Annotated in this window: 19 protein-coding genes; 12 read left to right on the top strand and 7 right to left on the bottom strand. The window is 71.6% G+C overall.

From position 1 onward, the window contains the following. Window positions 1–5 precede the first annotated feature (5 nt). The 3 genes from ASC77_RS03840 (at window position 6) to ASC77_RS03830 (ending at window position 3,664) form a co-directional block, all read left to right on the top strand. Entirely contained in the window at window positions 6–818 is an 813-nt protein-coding gene (locus ASC77_RS03840) for a DUF5666 domain-containing protein (protein WP_082574426.1), read from the top strand. After that, window positions 815–2,425 carry an efflux RND transporter periplasmic adaptor subunit gene (locus tag ASC77_RS03835; protein ID WP_056148961.1) on the top strand — a complete coding sequence of 537 codons (1,611 nt, stop codon included), beginning with the start codon at window positions 815–817 and terminating at the stop codon, window positions 2,423–2,425. The genes ASC77_RS03840 and ASC77_RS03835 overlap by 4 nt, the downstream gene beginning before the upstream one ends. A 69-nt stretch (window positions 2,426–2,494) precedes the next feature. Next, window positions 2,495–3,664, top strand: a complete 1,170-nt coding sequence (locus ASC77_RS03830; RefSeq protein WP_056148959.1) for a sensor histidine kinase — start codon at window positions 2,495–2,497, stop codon at window positions 3,662–3,664. A gap of 126 nt (window positions 3,665–3,790) precedes the next feature. Here the strand turns inward: ASC77_RS03830 and nadA are convergent, their stop codons facing one another. Both nadA and ASC77_RS03820 read right to left on the bottom strand, forming a co-directional pair. Next, the gene (gene nadA, locus ASC77_RS03825; RefSeq protein ID WP_056148956.1) at window positions 3,791–4,963 is read right to left on the bottom strand and encodes a quinolinate synthase NadA; all 1,173 of its coding nucleotides are present in this window, start codon (window positions 4,961–4,963) and stop codon (window positions 3,791–3,793) included. A 44-nt stretch (window positions 4,964–5,007) separates the two neighbouring features. Then, window positions 5,008–5,865 carry a GNAT family N-acetyltransferase gene (locus ASC77_RS03820; RefSeq protein WP_235547436.1) on the bottom strand — a complete coding sequence of 286 codons (858 nt, stop codon included), beginning with the start codon at window positions 5,863–5,865 and terminating at the stop codon, window positions 5,008–5,010. Window positions 5,866–5,924: 59 nt separating this feature from the next. Here ASC77_RS03820 and ASC77_RS03815 point away from each other — a divergent pair, with 59 nt between their 5' ends. Together ASC77_RS03815 and erpA are read left to right on the top strand one after the other, a co-directional pair. Next, entirely contained in the window at window positions 5,925–6,995 is a 1,071-nt protein-coding gene (locus ASC77_RS03815) for a glycerate kinase (RefSeq protein ID WP_056148954.1), read from the top strand. A 74-nt stretch (window positions 6,996–7,069) separates the two neighbouring features. Next, the gene (gene erpA, locus ASC77_RS03810; protein ID WP_056148953.1) at window positions 7,070–7,432 is read left to right on the top strand and encodes an iron-sulfur cluster insertion protein ErpA; all 363 of its coding nucleotides are present in this window, start codon (window positions 7,070–7,072) and stop codon (window positions 7,430–7,432) included. 58 nt (window positions 7,433–7,490) lie between these two features. Here the strand turns inward: erpA and ASC77_RS03805 are convergent, their stop codons facing one another. Continuing rightward, window positions 7,491–7,691, bottom strand: a complete 201-nt coding sequence (locus tag ASC77_RS03805; RefSeq protein ID WP_056148952.1) for a hypothetical protein — start codon at window positions 7,689–7,691, stop codon at window positions 7,491–7,493. A gap of 63 nt (window positions 7,692–7,754) precedes the next feature. Here ASC77_RS03805 and ASC77_RS03800 point away from each other — a divergent pair, with 63 nt between their 5' ends. Beyond that, entirely contained in the window at window positions 7,755–8,738 is a 984-nt protein-coding gene (locus ASC77_RS03800) for a carbohydrate kinase family protein (RefSeq protein WP_056148950.1), read from the top strand. Here the strand turns inward: ASC77_RS03800 and ASC77_RS03795 are convergent. Then, window positions 8,722–9,405 (bottom strand): helix-turn-helix transcriptional regulator, encoded by a 684-nt coding sequence (locus ASC77_RS03795; protein WP_056148948.1) that lies wholly within the window; start codon window positions 9,403–9,405, stop codon window positions 8,722–8,724. The genes ASC77_RS03800 and ASC77_RS03795 overlap by 17 nt on opposite strands. 35 nt (window positions 9,406–9,440) lie before the next feature. Between ASC77_RS03795 and folE the strand changes: the two genes are divergently transcribed. Together folE and ASC77_RS03785 are read left to right on the top strand one after the other, a co-directional pair. Beyond that, on the top strand, window positions 9,441–10,022 hold the full coding sequence (folE, locus tag ASC77_RS03790) for a GTP cyclohydrolase I FolE (RefSeq protein ID WP_056148946.1): 582 nt from the start codon (window positions 9,441–9,443) through the stop codon (window positions 10,020–10,022). A 5-nt stretch (window positions 10,023–10,027) separates the two neighbouring features. Beyond that, the gene (locus ASC77_RS03785; RefSeq protein ID WP_056148944.1) at window positions 10,028–11,161 is read left to right on the top strand and encodes an NAD(P)/FAD-dependent oxidoreductase; all 1,134 of its coding nucleotides are present in this window, start codon (window positions 10,028–10,030) and stop codon (window positions 11,159–11,161) included. Here the strand turns inward: ASC77_RS03785 and ASC77_RS03780 are convergent. Continuing rightward, the gene (locus ASC77_RS03780) at window positions 11,137–11,358 is read right to left on the bottom strand and encodes a sulfurtransferase TusA family protein (RefSeq protein ID WP_056148942.1); all 222 of its coding nucleotides are present in this window, start codon (window positions 11,356–11,358) and stop codon (window positions 11,137–11,139) included. The genes ASC77_RS03785 and ASC77_RS03780 overlap by 25 nt on opposite strands. An 8-nt stretch (window positions 11,359–11,366) precedes the next feature. Beyond that, on the bottom strand, window positions 11,367–12,449 hold the full coding sequence (locus tag ASC77_RS03775) for a cysteine desulfurase family protein (protein ID WP_056148940.1): 1,083 nt from the start codon (window positions 12,447–12,449) through the stop codon (window positions 11,367–11,369). Between the two features lie 176 nt (window positions 12,450–12,625). Between ASC77_RS03775 and coxB the strand changes: the two genes are divergently transcribed. The 4 genes from coxB to ASC77_RS03755 all read left to right on the top strand — a co-directional run bounded on the left by coxB (window position 12,626) and on the right by ASC77_RS03755 (window position 16,944). Next, complete coding sequence (coxB, locus tag ASC77_RS03770; RefSeq protein ID WP_235547435.1) at window positions 12,626–13,483, top strand: cytochrome c oxidase subunit II; 858 nt, start codon at window positions 12,626–12,628, stop codon at window positions 13,481–13,483. Window positions 13,484–13,542: 59 nt separating this feature from the next. After that, window positions 13,543–15,234 (top strand): cytochrome c oxidase subunit I, encoded by a 1,692-nt coding sequence (ctaD, locus tag ASC77_RS03765; RefSeq protein WP_414813159.1) that lies wholly within the window; start codon window positions 13,543–13,545, stop codon window positions 15,232–15,234. Then, window positions 15,234–15,632 carry a cytochrome c oxidase subunit 4 gene (locus ASC77_RS03760; protein ID WP_056148934.1) on the top strand — a complete coding sequence of 133 codons (399 nt, stop codon included), beginning with the start codon at window positions 15,234–15,236 and terminating at the stop codon, window positions 15,630–15,632. The genes ctaD and ASC77_RS03760 overlap by 1 nt, the downstream gene beginning before the upstream one ends. Window positions 15,633–15,744: 112 nt before the next feature. Then, window positions 15,745–16,944 (top strand): L,D-transpeptidase, encoded by a 1,200-nt coding sequence (locus ASC77_RS03755; protein WP_056148932.1) that lies wholly within the window; start codon window positions 15,745–15,747, stop codon window positions 16,942–16,944. Between the two features lie 226 nt (window positions 16,945–17,170). Here ASC77_RS03755 and ASC77_RS27685 read toward each other — a convergent pair whose 3' ends face one another. Continuing rightward, window positions 17,171–17,305, bottom strand: coding sequence for a hypothetical protein (locus ASC77_RS27685; RefSeq protein ID WP_268788394.1), 135 nt, complete (start codon window positions 17,303–17,305; stop codon window positions 17,171–17,173). Window positions 17,306–17,443 lie beyond the last annotated feature (138 nt).

The following is a 17,443-nucleotide window of genomic DNA, read 5'->3' as shown; positions in this document are numbered from 1 at the left end:
ACCCCGTGAACCTCACCCGCGTCACCCTCGCCACCGCCTCGTCTGTGCTGCTCGTCGCCACCCTCGCCGCGTGCGGCGGCGGCAGCGACGACGCCGCCACCGACACCTCCGGCGCCGCCGCGCAGGCTGGGGGAGCACCGAACGCCGCCCAGGGCGGCGCCGCGCCCGGTGCCTCCGGCACCGTCGCCGCGGTCAGCGGCAGCACCGCCCAGGTGCAGAACGACCAGAACGGCCAGGTCGCCGTCAGCTGGACGAAGTCCACGACCTTCACCCAGCAGGTCGACGCCACGCTCGCCGATGTCACCGTCGGCAGCTGCGTCATGGTGACCACCGCCGACGACGACGAGACCGCCGCCACCGTGCGGATCACCGCGGCGGCCGACGGCGACAGCTGCGGCTTCGGCGGCGGACAGCGGCCTGACGGCGCCCCGTCCGGGATGCCCACCGACATGCCCACGGACATGCCGTCCGACATGCCCTCGGGTGGTCCCGGCGGCGCGCGCGGCGGTGGGTTCGGCACCGTCGGCGAGGTCACCGCGGTGTCCTCGACCGGCTTCACCGTCAGCGCGACCCAGCCGGGCAGCGAGGACACGTCCGACGTCTCCGTCACGGTCGGCGACGACACGACGTACACGACACAGGCGAAGGCGAAGGCCACCGCGGTCGCCGTCGGCCGCTGCGTCACCGCCCGCGGCGACAGCGACGACACCGGCGCCGTCGTGGCCACGACGATCAGCGTCTCCGACCCCGTCGACGGCCAGTGCAGCACCGGCTTCGGCGGCGGCGGGATGCGCGGCCCGGAGGGCGGTGCCGCGTGAGGATCCCACGCCGCCTGATCGCCGGCGTCGCCGTGCTCGCGGTGGCGGGCGTCGGGTACGCCGGGTACGCCGCGGCCGCCGACGACCCGTCGTACCGCACCGCACGCGCGACCATCGGCGACCTTGAGGAGACCGTCGACCTGACCGGCACGGTCGAGCCGGCCGGTCGTGCCGACCTGGCGTTCGCCACGTCCGGCACGGTGGCCCGGGTGACCGTGGAGCCGGGCGAGAAGGTGACGGCCGGCCAGGTGCTCGGCCGCCTCGACGACGGGAGCCTGCGGGAGGCCGTGCAGCGGGCCCGCTCGACGCTGGCCTCGGCCCGTGCCCAGCTCGAGTCGGACATCGCGGCCCAGACCGAGGCGGTCTCGGACGCGAGCACCGGGGACACCCAGTCGCCCCAGTCCGGCGGCCAGGTGCCGCAGTCCGGCGGTCAGTCGCCGCAGGGCCAGTCGCCGCAGGGCGAGTCTCCGCAGGGCCAGTCACCCTCGGCGAGCCCGTCGACCGACCCCGATGACGACAGCGGCGTCGACCTGGACGCCCTCGCTGCGCAGCAGCAGGCGGTGCTGACCGCGCAGACGGCGGTGTCGACGTCGCTGGCGGCGGCGCAGGACGCGCTCGCGGCTCAGCAGGCGGCCTGCACCGCGACCCCCGAGGCAGCGGTCAGCCAGGAGTGCAGCGACGCGCTCACCGCCGTCCAGGCGGCGCAGCAGCAGGTCGCCACCGACCAGCAGGCGCTCCAGGACGCCCTCGAGGCGCTCGCCGACACGCTGACCGCGGCGCTGGGTGACGAGACCAGCGCCGCCGCGAACGCCGCCGTCGCGACGACGGCCGACGAGCCCGCCATCGTGCTCGTGGCGGCCACGACCGGGAGCAGCAGCGGGATGAGCGGCGGGACCGTCACCGCGGCGACGCTCGCGAAGGACCAGGCCTCGATCGACCAGGCCCGGGCCGACCTGCTCACCGCGCAGCAGGAGCTCGCGATGGCGACCGTGACCGCGCCGTTCGCAGGCAGGGTCGTCGCGGTCGACGCCGGTGCCGGGGACTCGGTCGCCGCCGGGACCGCGGTCTTCGTCCTGGTCTCCCAGGGCACCACCACCGTGCAGGTGTCCGTGTCCAGCACGCAGGTGCAGGAGCTCGAGGTCGGGCAGGTCGCCCGGGCGACCCCGGCCGGTGCCGACACCGCACTGCGGGGCGCCGTCACCCAGGTCAGCTCGGTGCCCGCCAGCGACTCGACGTACGCCGTGACGATCACGCTGCGCCGCAAGCACCTCGACATCGCCACGGGCCTGACCGCCTCCGTCGCCGTCGTGACCGGTACGGCGTCCGACGTGGTGACCGTCCCGGCCTCCGCGGTCTCCGACGGTCGGGTGACCCTGCTCGAGGACGGCGTCGCAACGCCGACCCCGGTCACGACGGGGGTCACGGGTGCGACGCGGGTCGAGATCACCGACGGTCTGGCGAAGGGCGACGAGGTCGTCCTCGCCGACCTCGACGCGGCGCTGCCGACCGGCGACACCGAGACGAACAACCGGGTGCAGCTCGGTGGTCCCGGCGGGTTCGGGGGCACGGGCGGCCCGCCGACCGGATTCCAGCGCCCGGGGCAGTGAGTCGCTGGCAGGTCGAGGGGGCGGCGTACTAACCTGCGGGCCGACGACCGGATGAGCCATTGGGGGGCCATGACCGTGACGAGCTCGGTGCAGGACCAGCTGCAGGACGGGATGCGCGTCGCCGAGATCGGGAAGTACCAGGTCCTGGTGCAGCCCCCGCGGGCCGACCTGCTCGCGATCGTCGAGATCGCGGCCCAGGTCGCCCAGACCCCGATGGCGACGATCAACCTGATCACCGACTCCGAGCAGCACCAGGTCGCCACGCACGGGTTCGACGCCTCGGTGTGCAGCCGCGAGGACTCGATGTGCAACGTCGTGCTCCACTCGGGCCGGCCGGTCGTGGTGCCGGACGCCAGCCTCGACCCGCGGTTCCGGGACAACCCGTTCGTCACCGGGGTGATCGGCAACGTCCGGTTCTACGCCACCCACCAGCTGCGGACGCCCGAGGACGTCGTGATCGGCACGCTGTGCGTCTTCGACGAGGTGCCGCGGTCCCTCACCGACGAGCAGGAGCACGCACTGGTCGGCCTCGCCGACCGGGTCGTCGACCTGCTCGAGCTGGAGCTGCGCACCCGCGAGCTCGAGCGGTCCAACGAGCAGCTCGCGGCGTTCGCGGGCCAGGTCAGCCACGACCTGCGCAACCCCCTCACGGCGGTGACGCTGTCGCTGAAGATGATGGACGAGGAGGTCGACGAGGACGCCGACCTCGCGTTCCTCGTCCAGCGCGCCATCGGCGGCGCGGACCGGATGCAGTCACTGATCAACGACCTGCTCGCCTTCGCCCGGGTCGGTGGCGAGCTCCAGCGCGTCCCGGTCGACCTGGCGGCGGTCTTCGCCGACGTGCGCGAGGACCTGCGGACCGCGCTCGAGGGCGCGACCGTCGTCGTCGGCGACCTGCCGACGGTCACCGGCGACCCCGTGCAGCTGCGCGCCGTCCTGCAGAACCTCGTCGCGAACGCGGCCAAGTTCGTGCGTCCGGGTCAGCCCGCCCACATCGAGGTCGACGGCACCCGTCTCGGCGATCGCTGGCGGATCGAGGTGTGCGACCGCGGCCCCGGCATCCCCGCGGACCAGCAGGAGCGGGTCTTCCAGCCACTCGCCCGGGTCGACGAGGACATCGAGGGCTCGGGCATCGGTCTCACCACCTGCCGGCGGATCGTCGAGGCGCACGGGGGCCGGATCGGCCTCACGGACTCGCCGTACGCCGGCACCTGCGCCTGGTTCGAGCTGCCCGACTGAGTTGAAATCGAGAGTTCTGACGCTTGAGTCGGTACTTTCTCCGGTTGAGTCGAGAGTTCTGACCCGAGCGGCGTTCAGAAGTCCCGACTCGGTCGTCACAAGTCTCGATTCAACGAGCCGGGGCGATCAGTCCTTGTGGGTCTTGCCCGGCAGGGCCAGCATCCGTTCGAGCGCGACCAGCGCGTGCTTCTCGGTCTCCGGGTCGACCTCGATCCGGTTCACGACCTGGCCCGCGACCAGCGACTCCATCGCCCACACGAAATGCGGGAGGTCGATGCGGTTCATCGTCGAGCAGTAGCAGACGGTCTTGTCGAGGAACGTGATCCGCTTGTCGGGGTGGGCCGCGGCGAGCCGCTTGACCAGGTTGAGCTCGGTGCCGATCGCCCAGCTGGAGCCGGCCGGCGCCGCCTCGATCGTGCTGATGATGAACTCCGTGGAGCCGACCAGGTCGGCCTTGAGCACGACCTCGTGCTTGCACTCCGGGTGCACCAGGATCTGGATGTCCGGGATGGTCGCGCGCAGCTCGTCGACGACCTCCTCCGAGAAGCGGCCGTGCACGGAGCAGTGGCCCTTCCAGAGGATCATCGTGGCGTCGCGCAGCTCCTCCTCGGTGAGGCCGCCGTTGGGCCGGTGCGGGTCCCAGACGACGCAGTCGTCGAGGGTGAGGCCCATCTTGAGCACGGCGGTGTTGCGGCCGAGGTGCTGGTCGGGCAGGAAGAGCACCTTCGCGTCCGGCTTCTGCTCGAACGCCCACTCCAGGGCGACCTCGGCGTTGCTCGAGGTGCAGACGACACCGCCGTTGCGGCCGCAGAACGCCTTGATGTCGGCGCTGGAGTTCATGTAGGTCACCGGGACGACGGAATCGGCGACACCCGCGGCGGTCATCGCCTCCCAGGCCATCTCGACCTGGGTGAGGCGCGCCATGTCGGCCATCGAGCAGCCGGCGGCGAGGTCGGGGAGGATCACCTGCTGCTGCGAGCCGGTGAGGATGTCGGCCGACTCGGCCATGAAGTGGACGCCGCAGAAGACGATGAACTCGGCGTCCGGCCGGGCCGCCGCGTCCCGCGCGAGCTTGAACGAGTCGCCGGTGACGTCGGCGAACTGGATGACCTCGTCGCGCTGGTAGTGGTGGCCCAGCACGAAGACCTTGTCGCCCAGCGCCGCCTTGGCGGCCAGGGCCCGCGCGACCAGGTCGGGGTCGGACGCGGCCGGCAGGTCACCGGGGCACTCGACGCCACGCTCGCTGTTGAGGTCGACGCCACGGCCGAGGGGGAGCAGCGGGAGGTCCACGGTGGTCATGTCCTGATCCTATTCTCGCGGGCTCTGCTCGTCGGACCGGGCGGTCACAGCAGCGCACCGTTGTGAACGTACGGCGAGGGCGGCTTCATCCCGCGCAGCCCGAGATATCCCTCCTGGTGCAGCTCGAGACGCGCGGCGAACCCGACGTCGAGCACCCACTGGTTGGCGCCGGTGATGTGGGCGATGGTGACCTGCTCCGGACCGTCGGCCAGGGCGGCCCACAGCAGCCGGGTCGCCGTGCGCCGGTTGGTCGCGGCGAGCAGCGCCAGCTGACCGCGCTCGTTGAGGTAGGCGTAGCCCGACCCGGTGGTCGTGTCCGACACCAGCAGCCGCCACGACCTCAGCATCAGCTCGTGGTCCGGGCCGTGGGCGGCACCGCGGGTGCCGCGGTCGAGGCTGTCCATCAGGTCGACGTCGGAGGCCCCGCCCTCGCGGACCTTCTCGACCACCGGCAGCGTCGAGCGGTCCACGGTGCCGGTCAGGTACATCTGCGGGTGCAGCTCGAACCCGGCCTGGTGGTAGACCCGGACCGCCTTCGGGTCCGAGGACGACGAGAGCATCCCGCGGGTGCACGCCCGGCCGTGGTCCATCGCGGCGGCGAGCAGCGGCTTGCCGATGCCCTGTCCCTGGCGGCCCGGCAGCACGGCGTACGTCGCGAGGCACCACATCGTCTCGCGGCGGTACGACGTCGCCATGCCGACCATCCCGGTCTCGTCCTCGGCGACCCAGCAGCCGCCGGGATCCGTCGTGACTAGGTGCAGCGTCCGCTCCATCCAGACCGCGCGGTGCGGGTCCGAGCGGCGCTCGGGCGCCGGGCCGGAGAGCCGCTGCATCCGGGTGTCGAGCTCGAAGAAGCCGTCGTCGCTCACCCGCTCGGCAGCCGGTACGTCGTCGGGGGTCATCGGTCGGATCCTCATGCCTGCCACACCGCAGACCCTAGGGAGTCCGACAGGATGGCCGCATGCGAGTTCTGGTGGCGCCCGACAAGTTCGCCGGCACGCTCACCGCGGTCGAGGCCGCTGAGGCGATCGCGACGGGCTGGCGCCGGCGGGCGCCCGGCGACGAGCTCGACCTCGCGCCGATGGCGGACGGTGGCCCGGGCTTCGTCGACGTGCTGCACGAGGCGCTCGGCGGCGAGCTGCTGGCGGTGACCGTGCGGGGTCCGCACGGCGAGCCGACCCCGGCGACACTGCTGGTCCACGACGGCACGGCGTACGTCGAGACGGCGCAGGCGTGCGGCCTGCACTTGGCCCGGGCAGAAGGGGCCGAGGCGGCCACGACGTACGGCGTCGGCGAGCTCGTCGCCGCGGCCGTCGACGCCGGCGCGACCCGGGTGGTGCTCGGCCTGGGCGGCAGCGGCACCAACGACGGGGGAGCGGGGATGCTCGCCGCCCTCGGCGCCACCGCGGACCGGCCCCTGGACGCGGGCGTCGCCGGGCTGGCTGGCATCACGTCGGTCGAGCTTCCGGCACTCGACGTCGAGCTGGTCGCCGCCACCGACGTCGACAACCCGCTGACCGGCCTGTTCGGCGCGACCAAGGTGTTCGGGCCGCAGAAGGGCATCCCCGAGGAGCGGCTGCCGGTCGTCGACGGCTGGCTGCAGGAGCTCGCGGCGGCGACCGACCGCAAGGTGGCGCTCGCGGATGGCGCCGGCGCCGCTGGCGGGCTGGGCTTCGCGGTGCTCCTCCTGGGCGGTACCCGGGAGCCCGGGATCGGGCTGGTCGCCGGCGCGCTGCGGCTCGCCGAGCGGGCGCGCGCCGCCGACCTGGTCGTGACCGGCGAGGGTGCCTTCGACTACTCCAGCCGGGGCGGCAAGGTGCCGTACGGCGTCGCCGAGATCGCCGGCGAGGCGCTGCGCCCGTGCGTGGTCCTCGCGGGGCAGGTCCACGTCGGCTCGCGCGAGATGCGCGCGCTCGGCGTCGAGTCGGCGTACTCGCTCGTCGAGGCGGCGGGCGAGGAGCGGGCCTTCGGCGACCCGGCCGGCGCGCTGGCCGACCTGGCCGAGCGCATCGCCCGCACGTGGTCGCGCTGATGTCCGGGGAATAACCGCACGTGTGCGACCATTGGAGCCAGTACCAGACTTCCTCCGACCTTGGGAGAACGCACATGACCGAGCAGGTCGAGACCACCACCGAGCGCCGCACCGACCAGATCAACCTGAGCGATGTCGCAGCCGGCAAGGTGAAGAGCCTCCTCGAGCAGGAGGGCCGCGACGACCTGTCGCTGCGCATCTCGGTGCAGCCCGGCGGCTGCTCCGGCCTCCGCTACCAGCTCTTCTTCGACGAGCGCAGCCTCGACGGCGACGTCGTCACCGACTTCGACGGCGTGTCCGTGGTCGTCGACCGGATGAGCGTCCCCTACCTCAACGGCGCGATGATCGACTTCGTCGACTCGATCGAGAAGCAGGGCTTCACGATCGACAACCCGAACGCGACCGGCTCGTGCGCGTGCGGGGACAGCTTCCACTGATCTGACGCGAAAGCCCCCGTCCGGCGCTGCCGGACGGGGGCTTTCGTACGTCGTGGGGTCAGGCGTCGCCGTAGATCGCGGCGGCCAGGCGGGCGGCGGCCGCGGGGATCTCGATCTCCGCGCGCTTGGTCTGCTCCTGCGAGAGCCGGCTCGCGGCGGCGGTGAGCGGGCCGGTCAGGGCCGCCTGGGCGGCGAGGCAGTCGGCGTTCATCTCGGCGGGCGAGGCGAGGTCGTCATAGGCCAGTCGGGGTGCGGTCATGCTTCGACGCTAGGCGCTACCGATTAGTACTCCTACGAGTACCGATCGGTAGTGTTCCGTGTCATGTCGCTGCTGATCGCCGGCTCCATCGCCACGGACCACCTGATGAGCTTCCAGGGCAAGTTCGCCGACTCCCTGGTCGTCGAGCAGCTGGACAAGATCTCGCTCTCGTTCCTCGTCGACGACCTCGAGATCCGCCGCGGCGGCGTCGCGGCCAACATGTGCTTCGGCCTGGGCCAGCTCGGCCTGAGCCCGGTGCTCGTCGGAGCAGCCGGGGAGGACTTCGCCGACTACCGCTCCTGGCTGGAGCGGCACGGCGTCAACTGCTCGCACGTGCGGATCTCGGACACCCGGCACACGGCCCGGTTCGTCTGCACCACCGACCCGACCGGCGCCCAGATCGCGTCGTTCTACCCGGGCGCGATGAGCGAGGCGCGGTTGATCGAGCTCGGGCCGGTCGTCGAGCGCGTCGGCACCCCCGACTACGTCCTGATCGGCGCCGACGACCCCGACGGCATGCTCCGGCACACCGACGAGTGCCGCCAGCGCGGCTACCCGTTCATCGCCGACCCGAGCCAGCAGCTCGCCTTCAGCGACGGCGAGCTGATCCGCAAGCTCATCGACGGTGCCGCGATCCTCTTCTCCAACGAGTACGAGTCGCACATGATCGAGCAGAAGACCGGCTGGACCGCCGACGAGGTGCTCGACCGCGTCGGCGTGCAGGTCACCACGCTCGGCAAGGACGGCGTCCGGGTCCAGGGCCGCGGCCTGCCGACCCTCGTGCTCTCCGCCGCCGCCAACGTCACCGCCGTCGAGCCGACGGGCGTCGGCGACGCCTTCCGCTCCGGCTTCCTCGCCGCGCTGGCGTGGGGCCTCGGCCACGAGCGCGCGGCCCAGGTGGGCTGCGTCCTCGCGGCGTACGTCGTGGAGACGGTCGGCACCCAGGAGTACGCGTTCACGTCTGCGCAGTTCCTGGCGCGCGTCGAGGAGTCGTACGGCGCCGACGCCGCCGCCGAGGTGCAGCCGCACCTCAAGAACCTCGGCTGACCCGGACCTTCACGCAGCACCAGCCCGGCTCCGGCTCCAGGCGCGCGGTCGCCCCCGGGCAGCCGACGCCGTCGGCGACGCCCTGGACGAAGGCCTGGTTGAGCCCGCACACGAGCGCGGTGTGCGTCTGCGCGAGCGTGTCGAACGGGCAGTTGGCCAGCAGCACGGTGTCGTCCTCGACCCGTGGCTCGAAGCCCTGGCCGGCGAGCACGCCGGTGAACGCCGGAAGGTCGTCCGAGGTGGCCGTGCCGCCGATCTCACGACCGCTCTCCGCCGCCGCGGCGTGGATCGCGTCGTCGAGCGCCCGGCCGTCGCGCGTCAGCTCGACGCCGCGCGCCAGGATGTGGCCGACCAGGTCGTACCTGCGCTCGGGGAGCGACACCGTGACCTGGGCGTCGGCGCGCCGGTAGAGCTTGCTCGGGCGCCCCGCTCCCGGTCCCGAGCGGCCACCGAGGCGGCGGAACTCCGTGGCGAGCAGGCCGGCCTCGACGAGGCGCTCGAGGTGGAACTTCGCGGTGTGCACGGGGAGGTCCAGCGCGCTCGCGGACTCCTCGCGCCCGACCGGGGCCGAGCGGCCCACGACGTACTCGTAGAGGGCCCGGCGGGTCGGGTCGGCGAGGGCGCCGACGCTGGCCGCCTGGGAGCCGAGGTCCGATCCGGGGTCCATTGACGGAAGGCTGCCACAGTTTCTAAAGTAGAACAATGACTACGTTAGAAGTCCGGCGGTCGGCCATCGACCTGCACGCCGCCGAGTGCGCCGCCGCGGACCTCCTCACCGCGCTCGGGATCGACCTCGCGGACGAGTCGACGGCCCGCACACCCGGCCGGATGGCCCGGGCGCTCGCCGAGCTCCTGACGCCGGCGCCGTTCGAGATGACGACGTTCCCCAACGACGAGGGGTACGACGAGCTGGTGCTCGTCCAGGACATCCCGGTCCAGTCGCTGTGCGAGCACCACATGCTGCCGTTCGTGGGCGTCGCGCACGTCGGCTACCTGCCGGGGGAGCGCATCCTCGGGCTCTCCAAGCTCGCCCGGACCGTCCAGCACCACGCCCGCGGCGCGCAGACCCAGGAGCGGCTCACCCAGCAGGTCGCCGAGCACCTGCGCGACGCGCTGGGTGCGCGCGGCGTCGGTGTCGTGATCGAGGCCGAGCACACGTGCATGGCGCTGCGGGGCGTGCGGGTACCAGGATCTCGAACGGTGACCTCCGCGCTCCTCGGCCGGCTCCGCGACGACGCCGCCTCGCGCGCCGAGTTCCTCTCCCTGACCCGTTCTGGAAGGTGATCCCCATGTCGTTCGTCATCGTCGGTGCAGGACTCGCGGGTGCGTCCGCGGTCGAGGAGCTCCGCGACCAGGGGTACGACGGCGACGTCGTCCTCGTCGGGGCCGAGGCGCACCTGCCCTACCACCGGCCGCCGCTGTCGAAGGAGGTGCTGCTCGGCGCCAAGGAGGCCGACGACACCGACGTCCACGACGCGGCGTGGTACGCCGAGCGCGACGTGGACGTCCGCACCGGCACGTCCGCGCGCCGGATCGACCGGGAGCGCCGGGTGGTCGAGACCGACGCGGGCGAGATCGGCTACGACCGACTGCTGCTCGCCACCGGGTCCGAGCCCCGGCGGCTCGAGGTGGCCGACACGCCGACGTCGTACCTGCGCACGCGTGACGACGCGCGCGCCCTGCGGGCCGCGCTGCTGGAGGGGCCGCGGGTGCTGGTGGTGGGCGCCGGCTGGATCGGGCTCGAGGGCGCGGCCGCGGCCCGGGCCGCCGGGTGCGAGGTCACCGTCGTCGAGCCGCAGGCGCAGCCGCTCCTCAGCGTGATGGGGGAGCAGGTCGGGGCCGCGTTCGCCGGCCTGCACCGCGAGCACGGTGTCGACCTCCGGCTCGGCACACCCTTCGACGGGACGCTGCCGGTGCCGGCCGACCTCGTGCTCGTCGCCGTCGGCGCGGAGCCGCGGCTCGACCTGGCCCGGGACGCGGGGCTCGAGGTCGACGGCGGGGTGCTCGTCGACGCGTCCCTGCGGACCTCGGACCCGCTGATCGTCGCCGCCGGCGACATCGCCGCGCACGACCACCCGGTGCTCGGGCGGCTGCGCGTGGAGCACTGGGACAACGCGATCGAGCAGGGCAAGGCCGCCGCCCGGACGATGCTGGGCGGCTCGGACCCCTACGTCCGGGCGCCGTACTTCTTCACCGACCAGTACGACCTCGGCATGGAGTACGTCGGTCACGTCCCGCGCGAGCATCTCGACAGCGTCGTCGTGCGCGGCGACCTCGCGGCCCGGCAGGCGGTGGTCTTCTGGCACGACGGCGGCCGGGTGCTCGGGGCCATGCACCTCAACGAGTGGGACGCGATCGACGAGATGCGGTCGCTGGTCGGCCAGACGGTGGACCCGGATCAGCTGAGCCGGCGTACGACGTAGCGGCCGGGCTCCTCCTCGCCGACGAACTCCTGCCCGCGCATCCGGCACCACGCCGGGATGTCGGTGCGGGCGGCGACGTCGTCGGCGAGCACGGCGACCAGGCCGCCGACCGGCACCTCGACGTACCTCTTGCCGAGCTCGATGACCGGCAGCGGGCAGAGCAGGCCGCGGCAGTCCAGGTCGAGGTCGATGCTCATGGGGGTGTTCACAGGCCCACCCGGGCCCGGATCTCGCGGACCACCCCGGGCAGCTCGGTCAGGAGGCCGTCGACGTCGGCCTCGGACGTGTCGCGGGTCAGGGAGACCCGCACGTTGCCGTGGGTGAGCACGCCCATCGCCTCGAGCACCCGGCTGGGGGTGAGCGTCGACGCGGTGCAGGCCGAGCCGCTCGCGACGCCGTACCCGCGGCGGTCCAGCTCGGTCACGAGCGCCTCGCCGTCGACGTAGAGGCACGAGAAGGTCACCAGGTGGGGCAGCCGCTCGACCGGGTCCCCGACGACCTCGACGTCGGGGATCTCGGCGGCGGCCCGGCGGATCCGGTCGACGAGCGCGCGCTGGCGCGCGCCGACCTCGGCACGCTCCTCGACCACCGCCCGGAGCGCCGCCGCCGCTGCCAGCGCCGCCGGCACGTTCTCGAACCCGCTCGACCGCTCGTCGATGCGGTCGTCGCCGGGGAACGGGTTGACCCAGCGGGCGCCCTTGCGGACCACCAGGACGCCCACGCCCGCCGGCCCGCCCCACTTGTGGGCGGAGCCCGCGAGCGCGTCCCAGCCGTGGGGGAGCGGGAGGCGCCCCATCGAGGCGCAGGCATCGACGAAGAGAGGCGCGTCGCGGTCGAGGTCCGCGACCGGTTGGAGGGTCCCGACCTCGTGGTTGGCGCTCTGCACGGCGACGACCCCCACGTCGGCAGGGACCGCCGAGGCGTCGACCCGACCGAGCCGGTCGACCGGGATCTCGACCGCGTCGCCCGCCCAGGTCGCGGCGTGCACGACCGACGAGTGCTCGACGGCGGCGTACGCCACCGGCCCGACACGCCGGAGCCCGAGGAGGCCGCGGTGCACGGCCTCGGTGCCCGAGGCGGTGAAGGTGACCTCGTCGGGTCGCACCTCCAGGCACTCCGCCACCACGGCTCTCGCGTTGTCGAGGAGCAGGCGGGCGTCGCGGCCGGGACCGTGGAGCCGGCGCGGATCGGCGTACCCCCGGTCGTACGCCGCCAGCAGGGTCTCGCGCGCCGCTGGGTGCAACGGCTCCGACGACGCCGAGTCCAGGTAGGCCGCGGCTTTTCTCACACCCCCAACCTATTGCAGGGTCTACCGGCACCCCAGCGGCTCATTGGGGGTGCGATTCAGATAGTGTTCGACCTGTCCGTGATCGTTGAGAGAGGGGCTCGTTCGTGGGTCTGCAACTCCCCAGGCGTACGGCCGGGAAGCCGGCGACCATCCGTCGCGTGGCAGCCCTAGCCGCTGTGGGTATCAGTGTCCTGGTGCTCGGTGGCTGCTCGTCGGAGACGAAGGGCGAGTGGGAGCGCTTCGCGATGCCCGACCCGGCGTCGGAGCAGGGCGAGCGCATCCTGAACCTGTGGCAGGGCGCCTGGATCGCCGCGCTGATCACCGGCGTCATCGTCTGGGGCCTGATCTTCTACGCAATCTGGCGCTTCCGCCGTCGCAGCGACGACGAGATCCCGGTGCAGACGCGCTACAACCTGCCGCTCGAGATCTTCTACACGATCGCTCCGGTCCTGATGGTCATCGTGTTCTTCGCGCACACGGTCAAGACCCAGAACTACGTCCTCGACGAGGACCGTCCCAACGACAACTGCATGGAGATCGTCGGCCAGCAGTGGTCCTGGACCTTCAACTACGGCATCGGCGAGAAGGGCGACTGCGAGGTCACCCCCAACTCGACCGAGTTCCCGTACACGTCGTACGTCCACGACTCCGGCACCGGCTCGGACATCCCGACGCTCTACCTGCCGGTGGGCGAGACCACGCGCTTCAACCTGCACTCGCCCGACGTCATCCACGACTTCGGTATCCCGGGCTTCCTCATGAAGATGGACGTCGTCCCGGGCCGGGTCAACCACTACGCGATCACGCCCACCCGCACCGGTGAGTTCGACGGCAAGTGCTACGAGCTCTGCGGCGTCTACCACTCGCGGATGCTCTTCAAGGTCAAGGTCGTGACCAAGGAGGAGTACGAGGCGCACCTGCAGCAGCTCCAGGACGAGGGAGCCACGTCCGACACGCCGCTGCTCGGCGGCGACTTTGCCAGCACCCAGGCCGGGCTCGCGTCCGGTGACGAGTCCGAGGAGGGGGCGGAGTGACCGCCACGTCCGCACAACCCACCAGCACGGTCGTCTCGACGCGCAAGCCCCTGGGGCAGATGCTCGCGACGATCCTGACGACGACCGACCACAAGCTGATCGGCAAGCTCTACCTGGGCACGTCGTTCGCCTGGTTCCTGGTCGGCGGCCTGATGGCGATGCTGATCCGCTCCGAGCTCGCCTACCCGGGCATGCAGGTCGTCAACGACGAGCTCTACAACCAGCTCTTCACCATGCACGGCACGATCATGCTGCTGCTCTTCGCGACGCCGCTGTTCTTCGGCTTCGGCAACGTGATCATGCCGCTGCAGATCGGCTCGCCGGACGTGGCGTTCCCGCGGCTGAACATGTTCAGCTACTGGCTCTTCCTCTTCGGCGGCCTGATCGCCGCCTCGGGCTTCCTCACCCCGCAGGGCGCGGCCGACTTCGGCTGGTTCGCCTACACGCCGCTCTCCGACGCCGTGCGCTCGCCCGGGGTCGGCGGTGACCTGTGGATCATGGGTCTGTGGATGGCCGGTCTCGGCACCATCCTCGGTGCCGTCAACTTCATCACCACGATCATCTGCATGCGCGCACCCGGCATGACGATGTTCCGGATGCCGATCTTCGTGTGGAACACGCTGGTCACCAGCCTGCTCGTGCTGATCGCCTTCCCGGTGCTCGCCGGCGCGCTGCTCTCCCTGGAGGCCGACCGTCAGCTCGGGGCCCACGTCTTCGACACCGCCCACGGCGGCGCGATCCTGTGGCAGCACCTGTTCTGGTTCTTCGGGCACCCCGAGGTCTACATCATCGCGCTGCCGTTCTTCGGCATCATCACCGAGATCCTCCCGGTCTTCAGCCGCAAGCCGATCTTCGGCTACGTCGGCCTGGTCGGCGCGACCCTCGGCATCGCGATCCTGTCCGTCGCCGTGTGGGCGCACCACATGTTCGTCACCGGCGCGGTCGACCTGCCGTTCTTCTCCGGCATGACGTTCCTGATCGCCATCCCGACAGGCGTGAAGTTCTTCAACTGGATCGGCACCATGTGGGGCGGGTCCATATCGTTCGACACGCCCATGCTGTGGTCGATCGGCTTCCTCACGACCTTCCTCTTCGGTGGCCTGACCGGCATCATCCTGGCCAGCCCGCCGCTGGACTTCCACGTGTCCGACTCCTACTTCGTGGTCGCGCACTTCCACTACGTCGTCTTCGGCACCGTGGTGTTCGCGATGTTCGCGGGCTTCTACTTCTGGTGGCCCAAGATGACCGGCCGGATGCTCGACGAGCGGCTCGGCAAGCTGCACTTCTGGCTGCTCTTCATCGGCTTCCACACGACCTTCCTCGTGCAGCACTGGGTCGGCGTCGAGGGCATGCCGCGTCGGTACGCCGACTACCTGCCGTCCGACGGGTTCGAGACGCTCAACCAGGTGTCCACGATCGGCGCCTTCCTGCTGGGCGCGTCGACGCTGCCGTTCCTCTACAACGTCTACGTGTCGCGCCGCGCTCCGCTGGTCAACACCGACGACCCGTGGGGCTGGGGCCGCTCGCTCGAGTGGGCCACCAGCTGCCCGCCGCCGCGCCACAACTTCGTCACCATCCCGCGGATCCGCTCGGAGTCGCCCGCGTTCGACCTGCACCACCCGGAGGTGGCGGCGATCGAGCTCGAGGAGAACGAGGCCGCGCGCGACGGAGACACCGCCGACGCCCCTGACATGGAGGGTCGCGAGGAGATGCTGCGCGACCGCAACGACGAGCCGAAGGGCGACGCCTGATGAAGTCCGAGGCCTGGGTCTTCGCGATCTGCACGATCTTCCTGGTGCTGGTGAGCCCGGCGTACTGGTTCATCACGAGCGACTGGACCGGCACCTCGGCGCTGACCATGACGACGCTGCTGACGCTGATGGTGACGCTCTACCTCGGCTTCCACGCGAAGAACATGGACCCGCGTCCGGAGGACCGCAAGGACGGCGAGATCGCCGACGGCGCCGGTGAGCTGGGCTTCTTCCCGCCGTACTCCTGGTGGCCGCTGTGGTGCTCCCTGACGCTCGGTGTGTGCGTCTTCGGGATCGCCGCCGGCGCCTGGTGGCTCTTCATCATCGGCGTGCTGCTCGGCGCGATGGCGCTGATCGGGTGGATCTTCGAGTACTACCGCGGCGTCCACGCGCACTGAGCACGACCTGATCACACACCCGGGGGCTCGCCGCCGCGCCGAATGGGCGGGGCTGGAGTCGGCGGTTACGCTGGAAGGGTCCACGCGCAGCCGTCACAGGGGGAGTTCCAGCATGTCCGACCGAGGCCTCCGCCCACTGGCGGCGACCGCGGCCCTGATCCTCGCCGGGCTCGCCCTGACCGCCTGCGACAGCAAGGACGTGCCCGGCGCCTCCGCGCTCGCGGGTGACTCCAGCGAGTCGGCGACCCCCACGGTCGCGCCGCTGCACGTGGCCCTCAACGTCAAGCGCGGCGCCACGGACGTCCCGGTCGACACCGAGCTGGCGGTGGCCGCCGACGGCGGCACCATCACGTCGGTCGACGCGTCCTCGGACGCCGGCACGCTGGCCGGCAAGGTCTCGGCCGACGGCGCGGCATGGCAGGCGACCGACCGCCTCGAGCCGGGCACGTCGTACGTCGTGCGCACGACCGCGGAGCGCGAGGATGGCAAGCAGGTCACCAAGACCGCCCGCTTCGCGACCCAGGACCTGAGCCTCGACCAGCAGACCTACCCGTCGGTGGCCCCGCTGGCCGACGAGACCGTCGGCGTCGGCATGCCGGTGATCGTCACCTTCGACGTGCCCGTGACCGACCGGGCGTCGTTCCAGAAGCACATGACTGTGACCTCGACGCCGGCCCAGCCGGGCGCGTGGCACTGGCTCAGCGACACCGAGGCGCACTGGCGCCCGAAGACCTACTGGAAGGCCGGCACCGACGTCCACGTGGACGTCGACGTCAACAGCGTCCCGGCCGGCGGCGGCATCTACGGCCAGGAGAGCCGCGAGCTCGACTTCCACGTCGGCGAGGCGCACATCTACAAGGTGAACGCGCAGACCCACCAGATGAAGGTCTTCTCCAACGGCAAGCTCCTGCGCACGCTGCCGATCACCACGGGCAAGGCCGGGTTCACGACCCGCTCGGGCACCAAGGTCATCATCGAGAAGTTCCCCAGCAAGCGGATGAACTCCGAGACCGTCGGCATCACCGGCTCCGAGGCCTACGACCTCGACAACGTGCAATGGGCGATGCGCCTGACCTACTCCGGCGAGTTCATCCACGCCGCCCCGTGGTCGGTCGGCTCCCAGGGCTACGCCAACGTCTCCCACGGCTGCACCGGCATGAGCACCGCCAACGCGAAGTGGCTCTACGACATGAGCCGGCGCGGCGACGTGGTCGAGTACACCGGCACCGACCGCCCGATGACCTTCGACAACGGCTACGGCGACTGGAACGAGTCGTTCAAGGAGTTCAAGCAGGGCTCAGCGCTCAGCTGATCCGCGTCGCTGCGGTCCGATGCGACGCGACGTCTGGCGCGACGTTTGGTCACCAACCGCAGATTCGGAGCGCTCCCACCACACGTTTGGTCACCAACCGCAGAGCTGGTGACCGAGCTTGCGAGGTCAGAAGGCGCGTGTCGAGAGCCGGCGGCGCTGCCCGATGCGACGCGACCTGGCGCGACGTTTGGTCACCAACCGCAGAGCTGGTGACCGGCGGACAGGGCTAGCGCCACTGCGCGACGAGCACGATCGCAAGCGTGGCGACCAGCACCGCGATCGCGGTGAGCGTGCCGTAGGCGCGCTCGCTGATGGGGGACAGGCCTGCGTCGACGACGCCCGGGATCCGTTGCTGGTCCATGCCGCACACTCCGTGAGGAGATCGATCCATCGAGGTTAGACCCGCGTGGCGAGGGACGACAAGCACGAACGTCGCTCGCGGGGTGGCCCGGGACGTCATACGGACGGAGCATCCGGTTGCTCCCGCCGTATGACGTCC

It is taken from the genome of Nocardioides sp. Root1257 (assembly GCF_001425175.1).
Classification (GTDB): domain Bacteria; phylum Actinomycetota; class Actinomycetes; order Propionibacteriales; family Nocardioidaceae; genus Nocardioides.
The sequence above is the reverse complement of the archived record's forward strand: the minus strand, read 5'-3'. Positions and strand labels throughout refer to the sequence as shown.